The organism is Pectobacterium sp. PL64 (assembly GCF_022477975.1).
Classification (GTDB): domain Bacteria; phylum Pseudomonadota; class Gammaproteobacteria; order Enterobacterales; family Enterobacteriaceae; genus Pectobacterium; species Pectobacterium jejuense.
The window spans coordinates 3,022,505-3,045,915 of record NZ_CP092070.1 but is presented as its reverse complement, the minus strand read 5'-3'; the positions used below and the strand labels follow the sequence as shown (position 1 = coordinate 3,045,915).

Genomic DNA, 23,411 nt, shown 5'->3' with positions numbered 1-23,411 from the left:
GCGGGCACATTTCTTATGTCACGCTGTAATGTAGCACAGCGGATGGTTTTCCTGACAGGAAAGGGTCATTGAGTATTCAGGGATTATCAAAACGCGGCTCTGCGCCTAGGATGGCGTTGTCCTCTCTCTATTTTTGCCCGATGGGTTATCTGGTTGCGTTATGTTCAGTCTAATGATGTTAAGCGATATGTTGCTGTGTTTGTTTTTGGGAGTAGGGCTGGGGGTTTGTGGCGGTATGCTGGGGATTGGCGGCGGATTGATCGCCATTCCGGTGTTGGGAATACTCTTTGGTATGGATCAGCATCTGGCGCAGGGAACGGCGCTGGTGATGATCACGCCCAATGTGCTGATCGGTTTTTTGCGTTATCGCCAGCGTAATCGCATCGATACGCGGATTGCGCTGACCATGTGTGTGTTTGCGTCGGTGTCCGCTTATTTTGCTGCACACATTGCCTCGTCGATTGATGTTCATCATCTCCAAAATGCCTTTGCCATCTTCCTGCTGGTGCTGGCGGCGTACTACATGTTTCAGTGGTACAACAAACAGCGTAATCATTCCTCGGACATTGTGTTGTCGACTAAATACCTGCCGCTGCTCGGCGTGGCGAGCGGGTTTATGTCGGGCATTTTTACCGTCGGTGGTGGGTTGGTCGTCGTGCCCGTGCTGGTCACGCTGTTTGCCTTTGCTCAAACGCAGGCGCAGGGCATGGCGCTGATACTCGTGGTGCCGGGCGCACTGGCGGCGCTGCTTTCCTACTCGCAGGCGGGGAACGTTGACTGGAGTATCGGCCTGCCGCTGGCGCTGGGCGGGATCTTCAGCGTGTCGTGGGGTGTCGCTCTGGCGCACAAGATGCCAGTTGCTTACCTGCGCGGCGCGTTTTGTCTGGTACTCGTCGGCGTGGGAATCACCATGCTGGCGGTGAAATAATGCGGTGAGAACGGTGGTTAGCGCTGTTACTCATACTTATTTCTTTAAATAGACAGGTATTCAGCTTAAAGTTTTCAGCGCTTTCTCCGTTGATAGGTAGGAAGTGATGCGGTTAGCGTGAACGACTTCTCTGCGTCCTGACCGCTGCTGGAACGGCCCGAGTGAAGCAGGGCCGCGTCCTCTCTGAAGCACAATCTGAATAAGGCGTGATGTATGAGTCTCGTGAGCTATCTAGGAAAGCAAACTCTCGGTGTACTGGCGGGTTATAAACAGGATGGCGTGGTCATCCATATTTGTGGCGTCTATCCCAATGCGGATAACAGCCTGCGCGTTTTTTTCCCACACGGGCATGAGTTTGCCGTTGGCGATCTGGCAACTATCCACCTTGATAACCGCTCCGGGGTTGATGAATTTGATGCCAATATTCAGGTCTATCGTACTTCTTACAAAGGGCGCGTCATCGTCAGTGACGGAGATTGGGTCGTGCTGGAACCGCGAGAGTGCCAGCTTCTGCACGGTTTCACGCCTGTGCTGGATATTCGCGAACCGGGCTATCAGTTTCCGCAAGATAACCGTCCGTCAAAACCGGTGCCTCTGACGCCGATGTTCGATTTCCCACAGACGGAAAAGCAGGATTTCTCCAATAAGGTCGGTGTACTCATTACTATGGCCGCCGAACAGCCGCATACCACGGTGCTGGCGTTTCTGTCGTCTGTGGATAACGATATTTTCCTGATTACGTTCCCCGAAACTTTTAAATCTCAGCTGCTCAAACGTAATCCACACTGCTTTTTTGCAATGGATGAGCGCAGCCACTATACCTTCGAGCGGGCGATTGAATGGAACTACACCATTATTGAAGGGGAAGCGTTTATTATTGCGCGCGACAATCCACTTTATGAAAAAGTGCGCCATGAATTCGTCACCAAGAACCCGTGGGAAATTGCCTTCTTCACGCGCCCTGACGTCGAGGTTTACCATATTAAAAGCAAACAACTCGTGTGCCCCGGCAATACCCAAGCGATTAGCTAAGCTATAAAGAAAAAATGGGATAGCACAGTGCTATCCCATTTTATATAAGTGGCATCGGGCTACTGCATTTTTTCTTTCGGTTCCAGCGCCCATTCAACCTTGCCTTTACCCGTGCTCTTGGCTTGATACAGCGCGACATCCACGCGTTTCATAAAGTGTTCGGTGGGCTCCTGAGGCTGTTTTTGGCCGGCACCAATACTGACGGAAAGGTAATGCCTGTTTTTAATAATGATTTTGTTCGCGTTTTTTAATACTTCTCTTGCCAGCGCCTCTGCCCGATCCGGTGTTCCGGAATACAGAATAATCGCGAACTCTTCGCCCCCGATTCGGGTCGCCACCACCTCACTGTTATCGAAGCGGGAAAGGATATGGCCGAATTTACTTAATACTTCGTCGCCTTTTATGTGTCCATATTTATCATTGATGACTTTGAAATTATCGATATCGATAATAAATAAATAGGGCGATTTCGCTTCGAGCTTTTTTAATTCATTAATAAAAAATCGGCGATTAGGGAGCTGGGTGAGTTCATCACTGAATGACTGTATTTTGGCTTCGATATACTTATCGTTGATTTTATAGATCAGGTTATACACGCCAAACCCGACGCCAAACATCCCAATAATTCTCAGTAAATCCTCAACGTAATATCCAATGAATTTAGTCTGATAAACAAATTCATCCATAAAGTCAAACGTGGCGGAGCATATCCAGATGTGTAGCCCGAGGCGAATGGATAAAGCCGAAGTATGGTTAAGTGATATTTTACTGGTACACGATAGGATAAAAAAAAGAAAAACCAGTGCGATCGCATCGGTATAAGATCCAGGATTGTTGTGCAACTGCTCCTGAAAATCTCGATGCTCTAAAAACAGGACATTAAATATAACGATCAGCGCTGACGATAACAGGGCGAGCCTTATGGAATAAGACGCCTTTTTATTTTTATCAATGAAATCATAATCATATTGTTTGAAAGGCATCACTCACCTCCTCTTGTATCACCTTTTAATCCTATCATGAAACAGATTGAATAGATTCAGTATTATGCTAACCGGTGGTGTACTCCAGAGAATGACGTAGGGCAGGCTGATGCTGCAAAAAGCAGACGCCTGATGGCTCAGGCGTCTTTACCGATTAAAAATCGGCTTTCAGTACCACGCGGTAGCGGGCTTTGCCGTCACGCACGTGCTGGATGGCATCATTGATTTTCGACATCGGGAACAGTTCCGTCTGCGGTTTCACGTTGGCGCGCGCGGCGAGCTTCATCAAGGAACGCAGCTCATGCGGTGAACCGGTAGAAGAACCGGAAACACTGCGGTCGCCCGCGATAAGGGTGAAGGCTGGAACGCTGAATGGCTTCATCACCGCGCCGACGGTATGGAACTTCCCGTTATAAGCGAGCGCGTTGAAATAGGGCTGCCATTCCAGATCGACGCTCACGGTGTTGATGATGAGATCGAACTGGCCTGCCAGTGCGGTCAGCGCCTGCGGATCGCGGCTATTAACGACCTTATCGGCACCCATCGCCAGCACTTCTTGCTCTTTGGCTGGGTTCGAGCTGAACGCCGTGACTTCACAGCCCATCGCGTGCAGGAGCTTAATTGCGATATGACCCAGGCCACCGATACCGATCACGCCGACGCGGCTAGTTGCGGTGATATGATGCATTAACAGCGGTTTGAACACGGTGATGCCGCCGCACAGCAACGGACCCGCTGATTCGATATCAATGGAGTCAGGAAGCGGAATAGCCCACTGCCAGTTCGCACGGATTTTATCGGCAAAACCGCCTTTATTCAGGATCGTCGGCACGCTGCCTTGCTGACAGTTGGTTTGGCTACCGCTGATACAGGCATCGCAGTGCCCACAGCTGCGTGCTGTCCAGCCAATACCGACACGCTGACCAACCTTTAATCCTTTGTTTTTCGCCGCGTCACCCAGTGCGTGTACACGGCCAATGATTTCATGCCCGGCAACCAGCGGATAGCTCGACATGCCCCATTCGTTATCGATCATCGACAGGTCGGAATGGCACACGCCGCAGTAATCAACCGTGACTTCTACGTCTTCCGCTTGCAGTTCACCCGCATCAAACTCATACAACTCCAGCGCTGCGCCTGCTTCCGGTGCGGCATAACTCTTTATCATCGTCATCACAATTTCCTCAGTATGGGTTTGATTAACCAGTCTAAAGGGTTATGGCGTTTTTCTCTATGTCACAACGTGCCTGTGGTTTTTCATTTTGTGTCGGGTGGGCCGCGCTTGCTTTACGTTACCCACTTACTTATGCTGCAAAGCGTAGTACATGACTCGGGGTGCCCTTCTTTGTGAAGGCTGAGAAATACCCGTACCACCTGATCTGGATAATGCCAGCGTAGGGAAGTCACGGTATGCCCCACCGGTTGCCGCCTTCTTCCACGCCGGTTGGGAGACTTATGAACACGCGACCCGCCGACTTTTCTGCCGCTCAGGCTGCAACATCACTCACTCAATTCCGTTCTGCTTCGCCGCTGGTGCACTGTCTGACCAATGATGTGGTGCAATCTTTTACTGCTAATGTGCTGCTGGCGCTGAATGCATCGCCTGCAATGGTGGTCGATCCCGAAGAAGCTGCGCAGTTCAGCGCGGTGGCCGATGCGCTGCTGATTAATGTCGGAACGCTGGAACGCACGTGCGCTGAGGCGATGCGAGCGGCGGTAAACAGCGCCCATCAGGCGGGGACGCCGTGGGTGCTCGATCCGGTTGCCGTAGGCGGTTTGACCTTTCGGAGTGAATTCTGCCGTGAACTGCTAGCGTGGAAGCCAGCGGCGATTCGCGGTAATGCGTCTGAAATTATGGCGCTGGCGGGCTTAGCCGCACAGGGGCGGGGCGTGGATAGCGCCGATGATTCGCTGGCGGCACTCCCTGCTGCGCGCGAGCTGGCGCGGCAAGTGGGGACGATGGTTGCGGTGACCGGCGTGGTGGATTATGTCACGGACGGCGAGCGAGATATCGCGGTAACTGGCGGCGATAGCATGATGACGCGCGTGGTCGGTACGGGCTGTGCGCTGTCGGCGGTTGTGGCGGGTTTCTGTTCTCTGGAGGGGGATCGCTTATCGCATGTAGCGGCGGCGTGTTATGTCATGGCGCAGGCGGGACAGCAGGCAGCCTCGGTGGCGCAGGGGACGGGGAGTTTTATACCCAACTTCCTCGATAGACTCTATACCCTGCGCGCGGAGGATCTGGCATGAAGCGTATCAATGCGTTGACGATTGCAGGCACCGATCCGAGCGGCGGGGCGGGTATTCAGGCGGATTTAAAAGCCTTTTCCGCGCTGGGCGCTTACGGCACCTCGGTCATTACCGCGCTGGTGGCGCAAAACACGCGCGGCGTGCAGTCCGTCTACCGGATTGAACCGGATTTTGTCGCAGCACAGCTGGATTCCGTGCTGAGCGATGTGCGCATCGACAGCGCCAAGATTGGGATGCTGGCGCAGACCGATATAGTTGAAACCGTTGCCGAACGCCTGCGTCATTACGCGGTGCCTTTCGTGGTGCTGGACACCGTGATGCTGGCGAAAAGTGGCGATCCGCTACTCGCGCCGGAGGCGGTGGAATCGATCCGTCGTGAGCTGCTGCCGCTGGTTTCTCTGATTACGCCTAACCTGCCGGAAGCCGCTGCGCTGTTGAATACCTCACCTGCCGCTAACGAACAGGAAATGCGTGAGCAGGGGGAGGCGCTGCTGGCGATGGGCTGTCAGGCGGTGCTGATGAAAGGCGGTCACCTCAGTGAAGCGGAGAGCCCGGACTGGCTGTTCAGCCGTCAGGCCGAGCCACAGCGTTTTAGTTCTCCGCGCGTGAATACACGCCATACGCACGGCACTGGCTGCACGCTGTCTGCTGCACTGGCGGCGCTGCGACCGCGCCACGATAGCTGGGGCGAGACGGTCAAGGCAGCGAAGGACTATTTACAGCAGGCATTACAGCAGGCCGACACGCTGGAGGTCGGGCACGGCATCGGCCCCGTTCATCACTTCCACCGCTGGTGGTAGCACCATAAGTAAATTGACTTGTACTTCGCGTGACATATTTGCCAGTAATTTCAAATTAAATTAAGCGTATTCGGCATAGACAGTGCGTGATCGTCCGGTTATTTTGCTGTGAATTCTTGGCGTTAATGTGAAATAGGGTGTGGGGATAATATATGGCAGGTTCTGCTCGCAGTGCGATGGCTGCCAAGGCGCTTCAGACGATACTCAATATCGGCCTGCTGGTGCTGGCGATCATTCTGGTGATTTTTTTAGTCAAGGAAACGTTCCATCTGGCGAAGGTGCTGTTGATCTCCAACGAGAAAGATTCCTCCTATCAGCTGATAGAAGGCATTGTGATCTATTTCCTGTATTTTGAGTTCATTGCGCTAATCGTGAAGTATTTCCAGTCCGGCTATCACTTCCCGCTGCGCTACTTTATCTACATCGGCATTACAGCCATCATTCGCCTGATTATTGTCGATCACAAAAGCCCGTCGGATACGCTGGTGTATTCCGCGGCGATCCTGCTGCTGGTGTTTACGCTGTATCTGGCAAACAGTAATCGCCTGAAACGGGAATAGTAGAAACAGGAATAGCTGAAACGCGCCGCTATTCCAGCAGCGAGCATTGGGGCGGCAGCCGACAGTGAATCGCCGCGGGAAGCACCTCGATATGGAAGCGTTTGGCGCTGAACGGCTCGCCGTCCAGATTAAACGTCATATCGTCCGGGGCGGTAATCTCCAGCCACGGCAGGGTAGCGGAAATCATGTTCTGGTTTTCGCTGCCGGTGAACCAGGCTTGCAGCATATTCGGTAGCAGCTCGGTTGCCGACAGTACACTCAGTTCCAGCAGTCCGTCATTGATCAGCGCCTCCGGGCAAAGCTGCTGCCCGCCGCCTGCCTGACGACCATTTCCTACCGCGACAACCAGTGTATCCCCTGACCAGTGAAAATCTGGCCCGCGAATCTCACAGCGTTCGGCTTGCAGCATGTCCATGCGAAAGAGTGCGTGCAGCACGTATGAGGCGCTCCCGAGCGCGGCCTTCATCTTGGCCGGTGTCTCGGTGGTGATACGTGTGGCAAATCCGCCCGTCGCCATGTTGATGAAGTAATGGTTGTCGTTCACCTTGGCGATATCAATGGCGGTGGCGCGGCCTTTGATCGCCAGCGTCAGCGCGTTGTGCATCTCCGTTGGAATCTGACAGCTGGTGGCGAAATCGTTGGCGGTGCCCAGCGGCACAATCCCCAGACACGGACGCACCGCTTCCGGCTGCACCGCTAAGGCTGCGGCGACTTCATTGACGGTGCCGTCGCCGCCAGCGGCGATCACGTTATCCGCGTTAAGTTGAATCGCCTCTTCCACATAGCGTTTAGCATCGCCGTATTCCCAGGTCACGCGCACATGCAGCGTATAGCCGTCCTTGCGTAGCGCATCAATGGCTTCGCGAAGTTCTTCATTACCCGCACTTTTTCCATTCAAAATCAGCAGTGTGATTGGATTTTTTTCCATGTCTTATTTCTCTGGCTGCGATGTTGTTAATACAGAAACGTTGCAGTTAATCATAGACACTAAATTGGTAGGCAGATATCAGAAGAGTCGGTGAATGTACCCGTCATACTTCAAGTTGCATGTGCGTTGGCTGCGCTAAGTCACCCGAATCACTTACCTGAGTAAGCTCATCGGGATGCCTTCTCTTGCCGCCTGCCTGAAACTCGAATTATTTAGGGTATGTTTGCGGTGGGAAAATGGGTGAGTGTAAGAAAAAGAAAAGCCAGCTCAAGGGAGATTGAGCTGGCCAAGGAGGTGGTTCCTAGTAGTATCACTACGCTTATTTTTCGTTCTATGTTTTCTCAGCGACGCAATATTAACCACAAGACCGGCTAATTGATGTGATCTGTTTCTAATATTCGTTAAAAAACCCTGAGCTTTGTAACGATACCTTTGGGTGGTTGACGCGCTTGTTCGTAGTAGGGAAGCGGCAGTGATAGGGGGACATACCGTAAAGGAAAGAGGGGGCTGACGAACGGGGTAGCCGGATGTATGAGACATCCGGCGATATTACCGGTTTATTCTGCGTTAGGATTGCGCGTGGTCGTGCCCGGCAGATTGCGCAGCAGTAGCGCATAATCCAGCGAGACATCGTCCGGCACCGGCAGATAGACGATATGGCCGTTACCCGGTGCGACGTCGGTCGGTTGGCCTTTGGCATTCTGCATGGTGTCGATGGTGAATTGAATATTGCCGTTCGGCGTCATCATCTCCACGCTGTCGCCACAGGAAAATTTGTTCTTCACATTGACTTCCGCCAGCCCATCGCGGCGCACGCCGGTGAATTCACCAACAAACTGCTGACGATCGGAAACGGAATAGCCGTAGTCGTAGTTCTGGTAATCTTCATGCACGTGGCGACGCAGGAAGCCCTCGGTATAACCACGGTGCGCCAGACCTTCCAGCGTTTCCAGCAGCGTCGAATCGAACGGTTTACCGGCTACTGCGTCATCGATAGCGCGACGATAAACCTGTGCGGTACGGGCGCAATAATAGAATGACTTGGTGCGTCCTTCGATTTTCAGCGAATGAACCTGCATTTGCGTCAGGCGTTCAACGTGCTGAATGGCACGCAGATCGCGGGAGTTCATGATGTAGGTGCCGTGCTCGTCTTCAAATGCGCTCATGTACTCGCCGGGACGCAGGTTTTCTTCCAGCATAAAGACTTTGTCGGTCGGTTCGCCGATGCCCAGTGCGGGTTCAACGTTTTTCACCGCGATAGGTTCATGCTGATGGACGATATTCCCGACGTCGTCCTCTTTGCCTTCCTGAACCTTATATTCCCAGCGGCAGGCGTTGGTGCAGGTGCCTTGATTCGGATCGCGTTTGTTGATGTAGCCGGACAGCAGGCAGCGACCGGAATACGCCATGCATAGCGCGCCGTGAACGAAAATCTCCAGTTCCATATCCGGGACGTTCTGGCGGATTTCTGCAATCTCTTCCAGCGACAGTTCGCGGGACAGAATCACACGTGTCAGCCCCATCTGCTGCCAGAATTTCACCGTCGCCCAGTTGACCGCGTTGGCCTGAACGGAAAGGTGAATATCTATCTGTGGGAAGTTTTCCCGCACCAGCATAATCAGGCCCGGATCGGACATGATCAGCGCATCCGGCCCCATTTCGATCACGGGTTGCAGGTCACGCAGGAAGGTTTTCAGTTTGGCATTGTGCGGCGCGATGTTAACGACCACGTAGAATTTCTTGCCCAGCTCATGCGCTTCGTTAATGGCTTGCGCCAGCGTCTGATGGTTGAATTCGTTATTGCGCACGCGCAGGCTGTAGCGGGGTTGACCGGCATAAATCGCGTCTGCGCCATAGGCAAAGGCGTAGCGCATATTTTTCAGCGTACCGGCCGGAGAAAGCAGTTCCGGTTTAAACATGGTATCTCTCGATTCTGATCACAAGTCAGGCTGCTCCACGGCGGGAACAGTAAAGGCGGAGGATTCTAGCGCTAATAGGGGGAAATTGCAGTAGACGACATATGAAATGTGGGGCCTTTGTTTGACGTAAATCAATCGTTTGACGTAAATCAATTTTTTGGCCTAAATAAAGAATGGCCTGCCATTAATAGAGCAGGCCAGATAAGCAGGATTAACGCGTCGCGATACGGGATTTTCCGAACGTTCCGCGATTGTGGTCCTGATATAAATCGACCTGTGGGCCAACCGGTATAATCTGTGTCGGGTTCAGCCAGGCAATGCCGTAATAGCCCGCTTTGATGTGGTCGATATTGACCGTTTCCGCAACGCCTGGCCACTGATACAGCTCACGCAGGTAATTCGACAGATTCGGGTAGTCGGCAATACGTTTGAGGTTACATTTGAACGCGCCGTGATAGGCCACGTCAAAACGTACCAGCGTCACAAACAGACGCCAGTCGGCCTCGGTCAACGTGTCACCGAGCATATAGCGATGGCTGCCCAGATGATTGTCTAACTCATCCAGCGTGGCGAATAGCGTGGTGACGGCACCGTTATAGTGTTCCTGCGTTTTGGCGAACCCGGTTTTATACACGCCGTTGTTGACGTTGTGGTACACGGTTTCGTTCCAGCTGTCGATCTCAGCGCGCAGCTCTGACGGATAGAAATCGAGGTGGTTGTCGGTCAGATCGTTAAATTCGCTGTTCAGCATGCGGATGATGTCCGCCGATTCGTTATTCACGATGCGGCCTTCCACCCGATCCCACAGCACAGGGACCGATACCTTTCCGGTATAGTCCGGCACGCTGGCGGTGTAGAGCTGGTGCAGGTAGTGAATCTCACCCACATGCTCGCCGGCATCCTGCGGGGTGGCAAATTCCCAGCCGTTATCCGCGATACGCGGGTTGGCAACGGAGAGAGAAATGATGTTCTCCAGCCCTTTCAGCTTGCGGAAAATCAGCGTGCGCGACGCCCACGGGCAGAGATAGGAGACAAAAAGCTGGTAACGACCGGCTTCTGGCACCAGCTCGGTTTGCCGAAATTTAGTTTCTTCGCGGTGGAACGCCCCATTTTTGATCTCTTCCGCCGCGACATCGCCGTTAACCCATTTGCCATTCACTAAGCCTGACATCGTTTTTCCCCTTATCCGTTCTGTTGCAGGTGACCCAAGTCCCGCACGCCGTGCGGGGTGATACCCGTTATTATTGTAGGCCTAAAAGAGTAACAGCCTTGGGAAAAGAGAAAATGACAAAATTTTCATTAAGTCAGACAGTATTTTTGACCAGACTGGGAAGGCGTTGACTAACGTTTAGCCGCCAGCAGGCCGTATAGCGCAGAGTCGGATACCTCGCCGTCGACGATCCAACGCTGTTTCAATAGCCCTTCCTGCGTGAATCCCAGCCGTTCCAGCGAACGGGCTGAAGCCACGTTGCGGGGATCGATTTCGGCTTCCAACCGACTGAGTCCCGCCGTTTCAAAGGCAAAATCCCGCAGGGCAGAGAGCGCTTCTGCCATATAGCCTTTGCCTTGCGCACTCGCCGCCAGACAGTAGCCGATTTCGGCGCGTTTAGACTCAATCTCAAGGTTGAACAGCACGCAGGTACCGATCAACTCGCCGCTCTCTTTAACTTCCAGACCCAGCTTCATGTGTTGCCCGGCGCACAGCGCGCTCCAGTATTCGTCAATCGCGTCGTGCGCTTGCTCGATGTGCTGCCAGGGCGGATGGTTCCAGAAGCGCATCACAACCGGATCGGACATAAAGACGAACAGTGCTGGCGCATCATCACGATAAAGCGGGCGCAGCAGCAGGCGCGGTGTCTCGATTTTGGTGGTTTCGGAAAATAGCGCAGTCATTATCGTGAAAGCCTCTTTTTCGTGTGGAATGAATTCGTATGGAATGGAAGACGGTTATTCGGACAGATGGCCAGCTTGCAGTGCCGCAATATCACCCGCAGCGATGATTTCCAGATGACGGGTGATTTTTTCTATTGGCCAGTCCCACCAGCTCAACGCTTCCAGTGCCTCGATGACGTCCGGCGCAAAACGGGTTTTAAGGATTTTGGCCGGATTGCCGCCAACGACCGTATAAGCGGGCACATTGGCGGTGACCACGGCGCGTGACGCAATGATGGCGCCATTTCCAATGCGGATGCCGGGCATGATCAGCGCGTCATAGCCAATCCAGACATCATTGCCGATAAGCGTATCGCCTTTGTAAGGCAGATCGCCGGGCTTGGGCGTCACTTTTTCCCAGCCGTTGCCAAAAATCTGAAACGGGTAAGTCGACAGGCCAGAAAGCCGATGATTGGCCCCGTTCATGATAAATTTTGCGCCGCGCGCGATAGCGCAAAACTTGCCGATGACTAATTTGTCGCCGAGAAACGGATAGTGGTAGAGCACATTTTGCTCGAAGTTTTCCGCGCCATCGGGATCGTCATAATAGGTGTAGTCGCCAATTTCAATATTCGGGTTGGTGACAATATTCTTGATGAAACACACTTGGGGGAAACCGGCCATGGGGTAGCGGTTATCAGGGTCTGGTCCGTTCAACATGGTCTCCATAACATCATAAGGCGGTGGGCGTTATACCTCATTACAGGGCGCGGCTTCCCAGCGATAGCCAATGCCGTATACCGTGCGGATAAATGAGGTCTCTTCGTCCAGCTGTTCCAGCTTGCGACGCAGGTTTTTGATGTGGCTATCGATGGTGCGGTCGGTCACGACGCGGTAATCGTCGTAGAGCTTATCCAGCAGCGCTTCGCGGGAAAACACCTTGCCCGGCTCGGCGGAGAGCGTTTTGAGCAGGCGAAACTCCGCTGGCGTGAGATCGAGATTCTGCCCCAGATAGCTAGCCTGAAAGCCGCTTTTATCAATCAACAGGGCCGTTTCGGTTTTCTCGACGGCTTTCAGCCCGTCATTCTGCCAGCCGCAGCGGCGCAACAGCGTTCTGACGCGCACGACCACTTCGCGTGGGCTGAAGGGCTTACAAATATAGTCATCGGCACCAATTTCCAGCCCCAGCAGGCGATCGATCTCTTCGCTGCGGGCGGTGACCATGATAATTGGCACGTTGGAAAACTGGCGGATGGTGCGGCAGAGCGTCAGGCCGTCGCAACCCGGCAGCATCAAATCCAGCAAAATGAGGGAAGGGGAATGCTGTCGCACCCACTCAACGACATCATTGCCGTTGGGCAGCCAGTGCGTGGCATAGTCCGCTGCCTGAAGGTAATCCACCAGCAGTTGTCCCAATTTGGGCTCATCTTCGACGATCAGAATCGGTGATGCCATAGCGAAATCGGGTGCGGTTGTCATAGCTCTGCTTATTTAGAAGTGGATCTTAATCAGGTTCGTGCAAGGGAAGCTCAATGGTAACCATCACTCCCCCTAATGGCGAATGTTCAGCATACAGCCGTCCGCTATGCGCCTCAACGATATTATTGCAGATCGCCAGCCCCAGCCCGGAGCCGCCGCTGGCGCGGTTGCGCGAACTTTCCGCACGGTAAAAGCGCTCAAAAATCAGCGTGAGCTGCTCGTCGGTCACGCCGGGGGCGCTGTCCTGCCAGATAATCGCCCAGCGTTTATGCTGCTGAATAACCGTAATGGTCAACTGACCCTGCTCATCAGTGTAGCGCAGGCTGTTTTCCAGCAAATTATTAAACAGCTGGCTTAGCCGGTCGGGATCGCCAAAGACGTCCGCCTGCGCGGGTAAATCGGTGGTGAGCGTAATCTGCTTTTTCTGGAAACGCTCATGAAACGCGGCGATAGCAATATGCAGAATTTGCACCACGTCTACAGAGGCCTTGCGGTAGGCCAGCGCTCCACGATCGGACAGGGTGAGTTGATGCAGGTCGTCCACCAGCTTGGTGAGCGTCGTGACCTCAGACTGGAGCGAATGCAGAGAGTGCGAATCGGGCTTGCGCACGCCATCCTGCAAGGCTTCCAGCTCGCCGCGCAGCACCGCCAGCGGCGTGCGCAATTCGTGGGAGACATCGGCCATAAACGCGCGGCGAGACTGTTCGTTTTTTTCCAGCGTGATGGCAAGCTGATTGAAATCCTGCGCCAGCCTGCCCAGCTCATCGTGCGAGCTTGCCGTCACACGGGTGCTAAAATCGCCCGAGGCCAAACTGTGCATGCCGCTGACCAGCCGTTTGACGGGCGCGAGCAGGCCGCGCGCGGTCAGCCAGGTGGCGATGATCGCGAGCAGCGTCGAGAGTGCGACAATCAGCCAACTGGTGCGCTGCTGCTGCCTGTCGAAACTGATGTCGGCGTTGCGCGTCAGACGTTCAACGGGTGAGGCGACAATCCAGCCGACCGTCTGGTTTTGTACCTGAATCGGCTGCCAGGTGCCTTCATTCGGGATCGGCGCAGGAGAACCGAACAGCTTGCGTTTGCCGGTATCCAGCACCCAGAGACGCACCCGCAGCCCCCGCATGCTGTTGTCGGTGTCATTGTTTTGGTCTAGCGAGTGCAGCATTTTGAACACCAGATGCTCATTGTTGCGCAGGAATGACCAGTCGCCGTGCAGCTGATATTGCTCCGCCAGTGCATCGCGCAGTTGCATGACCCGCTGTTCGTTGCCGCGCTTAATGTAGTCGATAAAGCCGCGCTCGAAGCTGGCGCGCACGCCCCAGTGCATAGTAATCAACACCAGCATGCAGGTGGCGAAGATCGCGAGGAACAGCTTGGCGGTGATTCCGAATTTCATGACAACCTCACGATTTGCGCGGCAGCGTGGACTGCTTGACGCCGTCCGTCGGGACGCGGTTAAAAATCAACACGGGCAGGGCGATGATGACGATCATGCTGAGATAGGTGTAAATAAACACCATGTGTGTTTCGTCGCTTCCCGCCGCCATATGCGGCTGGGAAAACATGCCCAGCAGAATGCCTGCGATACTGACGCCGAGGCTGGTGGACAGCTGCATGGTCATCGACAGCAGGCTATTCCCGCCGCTGGCGAGCGTATCCGGCAGATCCTTCAGCGTCAGCGTGTTCATGGTGGAGAAGCGAACGGCGTTCACCGTGCCGAGGAAGAACAGCACAATCGGGATCATCCAGATCCATTTCATCAGTGCGACCAGTGCAAACAGCGCCGTGACCAGCGCCAGCAGCAGCGTGGAAACCATCAGCACGCGGCGGTAGCCGAGTCGGTTAACGACCTGCACCACGATCCGCTTCATTCCCATGCTGCCTAGCACCATCGGTACCATCATCAGCCCGGCGTGGAACGGAGAGAATCCCATTCCCAGTTGTAAAAACAGCGGTGTCATAAACGGTAACATACCGCTGCCGATGCGTGCCAATAGCCCGCCGCTCAGGCCGATAGAGAAGGTCGGTGTGTCGAACAGATGCAGATTAAACAGCGCCTGTTTGTTGTGACGGGCGTGCAGCCAATAGCTTAATAGCGCGATCAGCCCGATGGCGATTAATGCGAAAATGGCAATCGGCGGAATGCCCAGACTGCGGTTGCCGTCCAGCGCCAATGTCAGCGTGGCCATGCCGACGGCAAGCCAGAGGAAGCCGCTGATGTCAAAGCGCTGCGTCCGCATGGTGTAATTGGGCATCAGGAACCAGGTGGCCAGCGCGCCGATGATGCCAACGGGCAGGTTGATGAGGAAGATCCAGTGCCAACTGGCGTATTCCACCAGAAAGCCGCCGAGTGCCGGCCCCATGAGTGGGCCAATCTGGCCGGGCAGCGTCACGAATGTCATTGCCGCCATATACTGATCGCGCGGGACGATTTTCATCACCGTCAGCCGGCCGACCGGCACCATCATCGCGCCGCCGACGCCCTGAATAACGCGCGAGACCAACAGCTCATTCAGCGTTTCTGAACGGGCGCACAGCAGCGACCCGAGCGTAAACAGCAGAATCGCGGTGAAAAAGATATTCTTCACGCCGATACGATCCGCCAGCCACCCGCTGGCGGGCAGCATCACCGCAACGGTTAGCACATAGGAAACAATCACCGAATGCATATGCAGCGGGCTTTCATTCAGACTCGCGGCCATTGAAGGCAACGCGGTATTCACGATGGTGGTATCCAGCGTCTGCATAAAAAAGCCAAAGGCAACAATCCAGAGCTGCCAGCGGACAGAAGCCGGTTGGGTCATATTCCTTGACCCTCTGAATTGTTGAATACATTGGGCATAGTCGGTGGTGTCCTCACATTTCGCATGATGATATTAGGGGGAGGTTTCGTGCGCTCAAGCATCACCGTTTTTCTAGTAGCGTTCCGAACGCGCCCGACCAAGGGCGGCTCAATTGCCGTCGCCCTTGGAACCCTGGCTTTTGGCGGGAAATTATGCCGCTATGCGGTGCCTTCGGGAAAAGCATCCTCTTTGCGGACCGCCGCTGACGCGTTCCCTACGCGGCATCGGCTTGCGCGGCATCCATGCCGCTTATCCGAGAGTCTGCTTTTCCCTCAGCATAATTTACGCCAAGGAAAATGCTAAGCGCACGAAACCTCCCCCCTGAAATAGCATGTTATTAGCTCTTTACCGTTACTCATGTTCAGTCATGATAGTGACAAATCCTTCTCCGGGGCTTTGCGCCGAATATTCCTCAGCTTGTCGAAAAACAGATACACCACCGGGGTGGTATACAGCGTGAGGATTTGGCTCATCACCAGCCCGCCGACAATCGTGATGCCGAGCGGCTGACGCAACTCCGCACCGTCGCCGCTGGTTAGCACCAGCGGCAGTGCGCCAAACAGCGCGGCCAGCGTGGTCATCATAATCGGGCGGAAACGCAGCAGGCAGGCCTGAAAAATCGCATCCTGTGCGCTCAGCTTGCCGCTGCGCTGCGCCACCAGCGCAAAATCCACCATCATGATCGCGTTCTTCTTCACGATCCCAATCAACAGCATGATGCCAATCAGCGCCACCAGACTAAACGGCGCACCGAACCACTCCAGCGCCAGCAGTGCGCCCACGCCCGCGGAGGGCAGGGTAGACAGAATCGTCAGCGGATGCACGTAGCTCTCATACAGCACGCCGAGCACGATATACACAGTGATAATCGCCGCCAGAATCAGCAACAGCTGGGAAGACTGCGACTGCTGGAACGCCTGCGCCGTACCGGAGAACTGGCCGCGTACCGCTGATGGCACGCCCAGCGATGTCATGGTTCTTTCTATTGCCGCCGTCGCGCTGGACAGATCGGTGCCTTCCGGCAGGTTAAAAGAGATCGTCGAGGCGGCCGACAGCCCCTGATGGTTCACCGACAGCGGGGCGTTGATCGGCTTCCAACTGGCGAAGTAAGAGAGCGGAATGGGCTTACCTTCGTTATTGATCACGAACATCTTGTCCAGTGAACTGACGTCCTGCGTGTAGGCATCGTCCACTTCCATCACCACCTTGTATTGGTTCAGCGGCTGGTAAATGGTCGAAATCTGGCGCTGTCCGAAGGCGTTATTGAGCAGCGCGTTAGCGGCAGAAACGCTGATGCCAAGCTGCGCCATCGCATCACGATCGTAGGTGAGCGCCATTTCCGCCCCTTTATCCTGTTGATCGGAATTCACGTCGGCCAGCTCAGGCAGTTTGCTGAAAGCGGTACGAATCTTGGGTTCCCAGATGCGCAGCTCGCTCAAATCGTCAGACAGCAGCGTGTACTGATATCCAGCGCTCGATTCGCGTCCGCCGATACGGATATCCTGCACCGGCATTAAAAACAGGTTGGCACCGGGTTCTTTTGCCAGCTTGACGCGCAGGCGGCTGATCACCTGCTGTGCTGATACATCGCGCTCGGACAACGGCTTCAGCGAGATAAACATCGATCCGCTGTTGGTGCGCGAGCCGCCGGTAAACCCGTTCACGTTATCCACCGCTGGGTCGTTGCTGACAATGGTCATGAAGTTCTGGAGTTTCACCGTCATAGCCTGAAAAGAAATGCTCTGGTCGGCTTGAATAAAGCCCATCAGCCGGCCCGTATCCTGTTCCGGGAAGAAGGTCTTCGGAATGCTGATATACAGCCAGACGTTGAGCGCGATGGTGCCCAACAGGAGCAGCAACACCCAGCGCGCATGGTTGAGCACCCACTTCAGCGAGCGCCCGTAGCCTTGTTGCATCGCCAACAGCACGCGGTTAAAACCGCGCTTACGCGGCTGACTGCGTTTGGGCACGGCACGTAGCAGTCGTGCACACAGCATCGGCGTGAGCGTGAGCGAGATCAGTAGCGAAATCATGATCGCTACTGACAGCGTGACGGCGAATTCGCGGAATAGCCGCCCTGGCAAGCCGTCCATCAGCAGCAGTGGGATGAACACCGCAACCAGCGATAGACTCATGGATAAGACGGTGAAGCCCACTTCACGCACGCCCTGAAGCGACGCCTGTAGCGGCTTCATACCCGCTTCGATGTGGCGGGAAATATTCTCCAGTACCACGATGGCGTCATCCACCACGAAGCCGGTGGCGATGGTGAGCGCCATCAACGACAGATTATTTAGGCTAAAGCCGCACAGGTACATCGCCGCAAAGGTACCGATCAGCGATACCGGTACGGCCAGCGCCGGAATGGCGGTTGCCCGGGTTGAACGCAGGAACAGGAAGACGACCAGAATAACCAGCGCGACGGCGATAATCAGCGATTGCTCGACTTCCGCCAGCGAGGCGCGAATGGTGGGAGAACGATCCTGCGCAACATCCAGCTGTATTTCTGCGGGCAGGCTGGCGCGCAGCTCCGGCATCGCGGCGCGGATATTGTCTACCGTGGTGATAATGTTGGCATCCGGCGCGCGGCGAATCATCACCAGAATCGCAGGCTTCGCGTTCACCATCCCCGCATTCCGGGCGTTCTGTACCGAATCTTCTACCGTGGCGACGTCGCTCAGGCGGACGGCAGCGCCGTTGTTGTAGTGGATAATCAGTGGCGCGTAGGCGTCGGCGGTTTTTAGCTCATCGTTGGTTTGTATCTGCCAGCTTTTCTGACTGTTTTCCACATTCCCCAGCGGCTGACGTACGTTCGCCTGCGCGATGGCCTGCCGTACCTCATCGAGTGAAATCCCCTGATTAAACAGTGCCACTGGATTCAGCGCGACGCGCACGGCGGGGAGCGAACTCCCGCCGATGGATACATCGCCGACGCCTTCCATCTGCGAAATTTTCTGCGACAGCTGAGTAGAAGCAAAGTCGTACATCTGTCCCTGACTGTAGGTGTCCGAGGTTAGAGTCAGGATCATGACGGGGGCATCGGACGGATTGACTTTGCGGTAGGTCGGGCGGCTGGACATACCGGACGGCAGCAAATTCTGCGCCGCGTTAATAGCCGCCTGTACATCGCGCGCTGCACCGTTGATATCGCGATCGAGGTTAAACACCAGAATGACGCGCGTGCTGCCGAGCGAACTGGTTGACGTCATTTCGCTAACACCTGCGATCCTGCCGAGTGCCCGTTCCAGCGGCGTGGCGACAGCGGAAGCCATGGTTTCGGGCGAGGCACCAGGCAGCGAGGCACTGACCGAAATCACCGGGAAATCCACCTGCGGCAGCGGTGACACTGGCAACAGACGGAAACCCAGTGCGCCACAGAGCGCGATGGCCAGCGTTAGCAGTAAGGTGGCGACGGGGCGGTGGATGAACAGGGCGAAGAACTTCACTCGGTTTCTTCCTCCTGACGCGCTAAACGGCGGAAACGCATCGCCAGACGGTCAAACAGCAGGTAGATCACCGGTGTCGTAAACAGCGTCAGGATTTGGCTCATGATCAGGCCGCCGACCATACAGATCCCCAGTGGCTGGCGCAGCTCTGCACCGACGCCGGTACTCAGCATTAGCGGTAGCGCACTCAGCAGCGCCGCCATGGTGGTCATCAGAATCGGCCGGAAACGCAGCAGACAGGCTTGATAAATCGCGTCATACGGTTTCATGCCCTGTTCTCGCTCCGCCGCCAGCGCGAAGTCGATCATCATAATGGCATTTTTCTTCACGATCCCGATGAGCAATATGATCCCGATAATAGCGATCACATCCAGCTCATTCCCCGCCATCATCAGCGCCAGCAGCGCGCCGACGCCCGCCGTTGGCAGCGTAGACAAGATGGTGATGGGGTGAATAAAGCTTTCGTACAGCACGCCGAGCACAATGTACATCGCGACAATCGCCGCCACGATCAGCCACACGGTGCTGCTCAGCGCCGACTGGAACGCCAGCGTACTGCCCTGAAAACGGGTGGTGATATCCGCAGGCAGATTCATCTGCTGCTCGGCCTGCGTGATGGCATCAACCGCTTCGCCCAGCGCATAGCCGTCGGCGACGTTGAAGGAGATCGTCGTCGACGGGAACTGGTCAATATGGTTGATCGCCAGCGGCCCTTGACGCTCTTCAATGGTGGCAATGCTGCTGAGCGGAATGGTACCGCCGTCGCTGCTGATGAGGCGCACGTCGTTCAGCGCGTCCAGACCGGTGTTGTTCGTCGTATCGTGCTCTAGCACCACGCGATATTGGCTGGCCTGCGTGTAAATGGTGGAAACCAGTCGCTGACCAAAAGCGTTGTATAGCGCGCTGTCGACCTGTGACATCGTGATGCCCAAACGGCTGGCGCTGTCGCGGTTCACGTTGACGTAGGCAACCGCTGCGCCGTCTTGCCAATCGCTGCTGACATCTTCTAGCTGCGGCAGCTTTTTCAGCTCGGTCATTAGCTTCGGTACCCACTGACTCAGTTCGTCCAGCGACATCGCCTGCAACGTAAACTGGTACTGGGTGCGGCTTATTTGGGTGTCGATGGTGAGATCCTGCACGGGTTGCAGATACAGCTGGATGCCGGGAATCTGCGCAGTCTGCTGTTGCAAACGATCAATGATCTCTGGAATACGTTCGCTGCGTTCACTAAGCGGTTTCAGGTTGATTTGCAGTCGGCCACTGTTTAGCGCGGCATTCGTGCCGTCAACGCCGATGAACGAGGATACGCTCTCCACCGCGGGATCTTTCATGATGATAGACGCGACGCGCTGCTGTCGGTCGGCCATATTGCTGAACGAGACCGTCTGCGGTGCCTGCACGGTACCCTGAATGATGCTGTTATCCTGTATCGGGAAGAAGCCTTTCGGGATCCAGATATAGAGTAAAACCGTTAGCAGCAGCGTACCCAGCGCAACGCTAAGCGTCAGCCACGGATGGTTCAGCACCTTGCGCAGCCAAACGCCGTAGGCATCAATCAGGCGAGTGAAGAACCGCTCGCTGGCGCGGGTAAAACGGTTCTGTTTACGCAGCGACTGATGGCTCAGCAATCGAGCGCACATCATGGGCGTTAGCGTAAGCGACACGACGGCGGAAATCAGGATAGACACCGCCAGCGTGACGGCAAATTCTCGGAACAGGCGTCCAACGATATCGCCCATAAACAGTAGCGGGATCAGCACGGCGATGAGCGAGAAGGTCAGGGAGATAATAGTGAAGCCAATTTCTCCTGCACCTTTCAGCGCTGCGTTCAGCGGTTTTTCCCCTTTTTCGATATAGCGGGCGATGTTTTCGATCACCACGATGGCATCATCCACCACGAAACCGGTGGCGATGGTCAGCGCCATGAGCGTCAGGTTGTTGATGGAGAAACCGAGGAAATACATCGCCGCAAAGGTGCCAATCAGCGACAGCGGTACGGCAATGCTGGGGATCAGCGTAGCAACGGCGTTACGCAAGAACAGGTAAATCACCATCACGACCAGCGCGATAGCTAACAGCAGCTCGAACTGGACGTCTTTCACCGAGGCGCGAATGCTGGTGGTGCGGTCAGTCAGCGTGGTGACCTCGACAGAGTTCGGCAGGCTGGCTTTTAACGCAGGCAGCATCTTGCTAATACTGTCCGTGGTTGTGATGACGTTAGCACCCGGCTGGCGCTGAACGTTGATAATGATCGCCTGCTGCCGATTCGCCCAGGCACCGAGATGAATATTCTCGGCGGCCTGCTCAATCGTCGCGACATCCTGAAGCCGCACCGGTGCGCCATTCTTCCACGCGACAATCAGCTTGCGGTAATCATCAACGGATTTCATCTGATCGTTGGCGGAGAGCGTGACCGAGCGCGTCGGACCGTCCAGACTCCCCTTGGCGGAATTCACGTTGGCGGCCGTAATGGCGGTGCGTATTGTCTCGCTGGTCAAGCCGTACGCGGCCAGCGCTGGCGCGTTCAGGCTTACCCGCACAGCCGGACGCTGCCCACCCTCTAACGACACCAGACCGACGCCCGTCACCTGTGAGATTTTCTGTGCGATGCGGTTGTCCACCATGTCCTGCACCTGCGTCATCGTCATGGCGCTGGAGGTGACGGCCAGCGTCATAATTGGCGGATCCGCCGGATTCACTTTGCTGTAGGTCGGTGGATAGGGCAGATCGTTAGGCAGCAGGTTGCTGGCCGCATTGATGGCGGCCTGCACATCCTGTTCAGCGATGTCCAGCGATAGCTCAAGCTGGAACTGAAGCGTGATAACGGATGCGCCGCCTGCGCTCTGCGTCGACATCTGTTTTAGCCCGGACATCTGGCCGAACTGCCGCTCCAGCGGCGCGGTAATCGCGGAGGTCACCACGTCGGGGCTGGCACCGGGATATAGGGTAATGACCTGAATCGTTGGATAATCGACTTCGGGCAGGGCGGAAACTGGCAGCGCCCGATAGCCGATGATACCGGCCAGCAAAATAGCGATCATCAGCAGCGTCGTGGCGACCGGACGCAGAATAAACAGGCGTGACGGCCCACCGCCGCTGGCTGGAACGGTATCCTGCATCAGGATTTCTCCCCGGCGATTGCGGGCGTTTTCTCTGTCAGCGCGGAGGGCACGACTTCCACTTTCGCCCCTTCGGTCAGGCGGTCGATACCGTCAGTCACGACCTGAACATTGGCGTCCAGTCCGGCGGTGACGACAACCAACTGGCCGTACTGAATGCTGGTAGTAACCTGACGCTTACTGACTTCATTTTTATCATTCAGAATCCAGACGAAGCGGCCTTCATTGCCCATTTGTACGGCGGCGGACGGCGCGACGACGGCATTTTTCAGCGTGTCGACCTTCATACGGATATTCACGAACTGGTTCGGGAACAGGGCATCATCCAGATTGTCAAAACGCGCCTTGAGCTTGATCGTGCCTGTGGTGGTGTCGATCTGATTGTCCATGCTCAGCAGGATGCCCTGCGAGAGTTTCGTTTGATTGGCACGATCCCAGGCTTCCACCACGGGCGGCTGACCTGATTTCTGCGCACTCAGAATCGTGGAGATTTCCGCTTCTGGCACGGTAAAAACGATATCGATAGGGTAGGTCTGCGTAATCACGACAATGCCGTTGGTGTCGCCGCTGGTGATGTAATTTCCCACATCGACCTGCTTTAAACCTATCCGACCGCTGATCGGGGCGGTGATTTTACTGTAATCCAACTGGAGCTGTGCGCTGGCCACTGCACCTTCATCGGCTTTTAGCGTCCCTTCCGCCTGACGTACAGCGGCAGTCTGTGCATCTAACTCCTGACGGGAGATCAGGTTGGTTTTCACCAACTGCTGATAGCGCGCTAAATCCTGTCGGGCATTAGCCAGTGCGGCCTGATCTTTTGCTAACTGCCCCTGTGCCTGCGTCAGTTCAACCTGAAAAGGACGAGGATCGATTTCTGCCAGTAAGTCGCCAGCCTTAACCTGTTGCCCTTCCTGAAAGTGCAGCGCCATCAACTGACCGTTCACCCGACTGCGCAGCGTCACGGTATTGGCCGCTGTCACTGTGCCTAAACCAGACAGATAATAGGGCACAGAAGCGGACTGCGTCATCGCAGCCTGCACGGGGGACAGCGTGCGCATGGCAGCACGGCGTCCACCGCCACTGCTTGCCGAATGTGACGTACGGGCGGCGTGCTGCTCACTCGTGCCGGAAACGGCAGGCGACGTCTGGGTAAAATGGCGCCAGATCAGCACGGCAATAGTGATAACGGCGGCAAGTACCAGCAGGCCTCGGATACGTTTGGCATTCATAGTGATGGATTACTCTCTCCAGGTTG

18 protein-coding genes and 1 riboswitch are annotated in these 23,411 nt (G+C 55.4%); of the genes, 5 read left to right on the top strand and 13 right to left on the bottom strand.

The features are described 5' to 3' along the window. Positions 1–160: 160 nt before the first annotated feature. Together HP572_RS13705 and HP572_RS13700 are read left to right on the top strand one after the other, a co-directional pair. The gene (locus HP572_RS13705) at positions 161–928 is read left to right on the top strand and encodes a sulfite exporter TauE/SafE family protein (protein WP_240583505.1); all 768 of its coding nucleotides are present in this window, start codon (positions 161–163) and stop codon (positions 926–928) included. Positions 929–1,141: 213 nt separating this feature from the next. Continuing rightward, a complete protein-coding gene (locus HP572_RS13700) occupies positions 1,142–1,960 on the top strand; it encodes a hypothetical protein (RefSeq protein WP_240583504.1) in 819 nt (272 codons plus the stop codon). A gap of 59 nt (positions 1,961–2,019) precedes the next feature. Here the strand turns inward: HP572_RS13700 and HP572_RS13695 are convergent, their stop codons facing one another. Next, positions 2,020–2,943, bottom strand: coding sequence for a GGDEF domain-containing protein (locus HP572_RS13695; RefSeq protein WP_205550129.1), 924 nt, complete (start codon positions 2,941–2,943; stop codon positions 2,020–2,022). 154 nt (positions 2,944–3,097) lie between these two features. Next, positions 3,098–4,117: an NAD(P)-dependent alcohol dehydrogenase gene (locus HP572_RS13690; RefSeq protein WP_174865080.1), complete on the bottom strand. Its 1,020-nt coding sequence runs from the start codon at positions 4,115–4,117 to the stop codon at positions 3,098–3,100. Positions 4,118–4,264: 147 nt separating this feature from the next. Then, positions 4,265–4,361, top strand: a riboswitch (TPP riboswitch). A 37-nt stretch (positions 4,362–4,398) separates the two neighbouring features. Here HP572_RS13690 and thiM point away from each other — a divergent pair. From thiM to psiE, 3 genes are all read left to right on the top strand, one after another. Then, the gene (thiM, locus tag HP572_RS13685) at positions 4,399–5,193 is read left to right on the top strand and encodes a hydroxyethylthiazole kinase (RefSeq protein WP_240583503.1); all 795 of its coding nucleotides are present in this window, start codon (positions 4,399–4,401) and stop codon (positions 5,191–5,193) included. Then, entirely contained in the window at positions 5,190–5,993 is an 804-nt protein-coding gene (gene thiD, locus HP572_RS13680) for a bifunctional hydroxymethylpyrimidine kinase/phosphomethylpyrimidine kinase (protein ID WP_240583502.1), read from the top strand. The genes thiM and thiD overlap by 4 nt, the downstream gene beginning before the upstream one ends. Positions 5,994–6,145: 152 nt before the next feature. After that, positions 6,146–6,553: a phosphate-starvation-inducible protein PsiE gene (gene psiE / locus HP572_RS13675; protein ID WP_174865083.1), complete on the top strand. Its 408-nt coding sequence runs from the start codon at positions 6,146–6,148 to the stop codon at positions 6,551–6,553. A 28-nt stretch (positions 6,554–6,581) separates the two neighbouring features. Here the strand turns inward: psiE and yegS are convergent, their stop codons facing one another. From yegS to HP572_RS13620, 11 genes are all read right to left on the bottom strand, one after another. Then, on the bottom strand, positions 6,582–7,481 hold the full coding sequence (yegS, locus tag HP572_RS13670; protein ID WP_240583501.1) for a lipid kinase YegS: 900 nt from the start codon (positions 7,479–7,481) through the stop codon (positions 6,582–6,584). Positions 7,482–8,038: 557 nt separating this feature from the next. Next, positions 8,039–9,400, bottom strand: a complete 1,362-nt coding sequence (gene yegQ, locus HP572_RS13665) for a tRNA 5-hydroxyuridine modification protein YegQ (protein WP_102118918.1) — start codon at positions 9,398–9,400, stop codon at positions 8,039–8,041. Positions 9,401–9,611: 211 nt separating this feature from the next. Next, entirely contained in the window at positions 9,612–10,571 is a 960-nt protein-coding gene (locus HP572_RS13660; RefSeq protein WP_240583500.1) for a glutathione S-transferase family protein, read from the bottom strand. A gap of 170 nt (positions 10,572–10,741) precedes the next feature. Next, positions 10,742–11,293, bottom strand: a complete 552-nt coding sequence (locus tag HP572_RS13655) for a GNAT family N-acetyltransferase (protein ID WP_075278253.1) — start codon at positions 11,291–11,293, stop codon at positions 10,742–10,744. A gap of 54 nt (positions 11,294–11,347) precedes the next feature. Next, positions 11,348–11,992, bottom strand: coding sequence for a Vat family streptogramin A O-acetyltransferase (locus tag HP572_RS13650; RefSeq protein WP_371745272.1), 645 nt, complete (start codon positions 11,990–11,992; stop codon positions 11,348–11,350). 30 nt (positions 11,993–12,022) lie between these two features. Further along, on the bottom strand, positions 12,023–12,751 hold the full coding sequence (baeR, locus tag HP572_RS13645; RefSeq protein ID WP_205550115.1) for a two-component system response regulator BaeR: 729 nt from the start codon (positions 12,749–12,751) through the stop codon (positions 12,023–12,025). Positions 12,752–12,776: 25 nt separating this feature from the next. Continuing rightward, complete coding sequence (baeS, locus tag HP572_RS13640) at positions 12,777–14,144, bottom strand: two-component system sensor histidine kinase BaeS (RefSeq protein WP_240583498.1); 1,368 nt, start codon at positions 14,142–14,144, stop codon at positions 12,777–12,779. Between the two features lie 7 nt (positions 14,145–14,151). After that, positions 14,152–15,552, bottom strand: coding sequence for an MFS transporter (locus HP572_RS13635; protein ID WP_240583497.1), 1,401 nt, complete (start codon positions 15,550–15,552; stop codon positions 14,152–14,154). A 404-nt stretch (positions 15,553–15,956) separates the two neighbouring features. After that, on the bottom strand, positions 15,957–19,037 hold the full coding sequence (gene mdtC / locus HP572_RS13630; protein WP_240583496.1) for a multidrug efflux RND transporter permease subunit MdtC: 3,081 nt from the start codon (positions 19,035–19,037) through the stop codon (positions 15,957–15,959). Then, positions 19,034–22,156, bottom strand: coding sequence for an MdtB/MuxB family multidrug efflux RND transporter permease subunit (locus HP572_RS13625; protein WP_240583495.1), 3,123 nt, complete (start codon positions 22,154–22,156; stop codon positions 19,034–19,036). Before HP572_RS13625 ends, mdtC begins: the two co-directional genes overlap by 4 nt. Beyond that, complete coding sequence (locus HP572_RS13620; protein ID WP_240583494.1) at positions 22,156–23,385, bottom strand: MdtA/MuxA family multidrug efflux RND transporter periplasmic adaptor subunit; 1,230 nt, start codon at positions 23,383–23,385, stop codon at positions 22,156–22,158. The genes HP572_RS13625 and HP572_RS13620 overlap by 1 nt, the downstream gene beginning before the upstream one ends. Positions 23,386–23,411 lie beyond the last annotated feature (26 nt).

Coding starts and splice junctions, on each gene's coding strand:
- HP572_RS13660 (WP_240583500.1), bottom strand. CDS start 10,571: ATGTCAGGCTTAGTGAATGGCAAATGGGTTAACGGCGATGTCGCGGCG.
- thiM (WP_240583503.1), top strand. CDS start 4,399: ATGAACACGCGACCCGCCGACTTTTCTGCCGCTCAGGCTGCAACATCA.
- HP572_RS13655 (WP_075278253.1), bottom strand. CDS start 11,293: ATGACTGCGCTATTTTCCGAAACCACCAAAATCGAGACACCGCGCCTG.
- HP572_RS13620 (WP_240583494.1), bottom strand. CDS start 23,385: ATGAATGCCAAACGTATCCGAGGCCTGCTGGTACTTGCCGCCGTTATC.
- yegQ (WP_102118918.1), bottom strand. CDS start 9,400: ATGTTTAAACCGGAACTGCTTTCTCCGGCCGGTACGCTGAAAAATATG.
- thiD (WP_240583502.1), top strand. CDS start 5,190: ATGAAGCGTATCAATGCGTTGACGATTGCAGGCACCGATCCGAGCGGC.
- yegS (WP_240583501.1), bottom strand. CDS start 7,481: ATGGAAAAAAATCCAATCACACTGCTGATTTTGAATGGAAAAAGTGCG.
- HP572_RS13625 (WP_240583495.1), bottom strand. CDS start 22,156: ATGCAGGATACCGTTCCAGCCAGCGGCGGTGGGCCGTCACGCCTGTTT.
- HP572_RS13635 (WP_240583497.1), bottom strand. CDS start 15,552: ATGACCCAACCGGCTTCTGTCCGCTGGCAGCTCTGGATTGTTGCCTTT.
- HP572_RS13695 (WP_205550129.1), bottom strand. CDS start 2,943: ATGCCTTTCAAACAATATGATTATGATTTCATTGATAAAAATAAAAAG.
- HP572_RS13650 (WP_371745272.1), bottom strand. CDS start 11,992: ATGTTGAACGGACCAGACCCTGATAACCGCTACCCCATGGCCGGTTTC.
- HP572_RS13700 (WP_240583504.1), top strand. CDS start 1,142: ATGAGTCTCGTGAGCTATCTAGGAAAGCAAACTCTCGGTGTACTGGCG.
- baeR (WP_205550115.1), bottom strand. CDS start 12,751: ATGACAACCGCACCCGATTTCGCTATGGCATCACCGATTCTGATCGTC.
- baeS (WP_240583498.1), bottom strand. CDS start 14,144: ATGAAATTCGGAATCACCGCCAAGCTGTTCCTCGCGATCTTCGCCACC.
- HP572_RS13690 (WP_174865080.1), bottom strand. CDS start 4,117: ATGACGATGATAAAGAGTTATGCCGCACCGGAAGCAGGCGCAGCGCTG.
- HP572_RS13705 (WP_240583505.1), top strand. CDS start 161: ATGTTCAGTCTAATGATGTTAAGCGATATGTTGCTGTGTTTGTTTTTG.
- psiE (WP_174865083.1), top strand. CDS start 6,146: ATGGCAGGTTCTGCTCGCAGTGCGATGGCTGCCAAGGCGCTTCAGACG.